Annotated in this window: 2 protein-coding genes and 1 tRNA gene; all 3 read right to left on the reverse strand. The window is 60.3% G+C overall.

The window, feature by feature from the left end; all coding sequences use genetic code 11:
- Positions 1-63: 63 nt before the first annotated feature.
- Positions 64-140: transfer RNA gene (locus IL54_RS02100), tRNA-Pro, on the reverse strand.
- A 105-nt stretch (positions 141-245) separates the two neighbouring features.
- Positions 246-458 carry a hypothetical protein gene (locus IL54_RS02105; protein WP_037472731.1) on the reverse strand — a complete coding sequence of 71 codons (213 nt, stop codon included), beginning with the start codon at positions 456-458 and terminating at the stop codon, positions 246-248.
- A 156-nt stretch (positions 459-614) separates the two neighbouring features.
- Positions 615-914 (reverse strand): M28 family peptidase (locus IL54_RS22585; protein WP_156106071.1); only part of this gene is annotated, 300 nt, incomplete at its 5' end.

A 914-nucleotide genomic window follows, 5' to 3' on the forward strand; every position in this document is an offset into this window, starting at 1 on the left:
ACGTTCCTGGCGCTGGCGGCAGTGCCGGCCTGGATCATCGTGCAGCGCATTATGTGAGGTAAGTGGTCGGGGAGACAGGATTCGAACCTGCGACATCCTGCTCCCAAAGCAGGCGCGCTACCAGACTGCGCTACTCCCCGACGTCGATGCGCCTTAGCGGCCCAATGTGCGTGCCGTCAATCGACTTACAAACAAAAAGGGCGGACCTGACGGCCCGCCCTTCGGAAATCTCGCTGACGCGAAGATTACATCGCGTTCGCAGCGTTGTTTGCCATCATCGCAGCGTTGTCGGCAGCGTTGGCGGCATTCATGGCATTGTCCGAGGCGTTCATGGCGTTCTCGACGACATTCTCAACCACGGCGTTCGAAGCGTTCGCGGTTTCGTTGGCCGGGGTCTCACCGCAAGCGGCGAGAGCCATCAGGCTGGCCGAAGCGAAAACTACAGCGATCTTCTTCATTGTGTACGGCTCCCATAGCATTTTGCCGCGTCAGCCACTTTATGATGTGACCCTACGCGAGCGACCCGCATTAACGTGTGCGCTGCACAAATCAATGCTTTTCTGCGTCGGTGAAGCGACAGAATCACGCGACGGGGTGTTGTCTACAATAAAAGTTCAGTTAACGCCCATGGATTCTGATGCATTGGCGATAAGGTTCAATGTGACGGCCCAGGCGGCGACGTTTTGGCGCAGTTGCGCGGGGTCCACCTTGTCCAGCGTATCGTCGGGCGTGTGGTGCAGATCGAAATAGCGCGTGCCATCCTGTTGCAGGTCGATGACCGGTACGCCCGCCCGAACCAGCGGCGCGATGTCCGCGCCGCCGCCAGCCTCCTGCTTGCTGGCGCCGATGCCGAGTGGCGCGAGCGCCGCAGCGACCTGTGTCGCCAGCGCCTCATGCCCTTGCGGCAGCTTGAA

The organism is Sphingobium sp. ba1 (assembly GCF_000743655.1).
In the GTDB taxonomy this organism is placed as follows: domain Bacteria; phylum Pseudomonadota; class Alphaproteobacteria; order Sphingomonadales; family Sphingomonadaceae; genus Sphingobium.

Bases quoted from the DNA above. Each gene is read 5' to 3' on its own strand.
- IL54_RS02105 (WP_037472731.1), bottom strand. From the start codon at position 458: ATGAAGAAGATCGCTGTAGTTTTCGCTTCGGCCAGCCTGATGGCTCTC.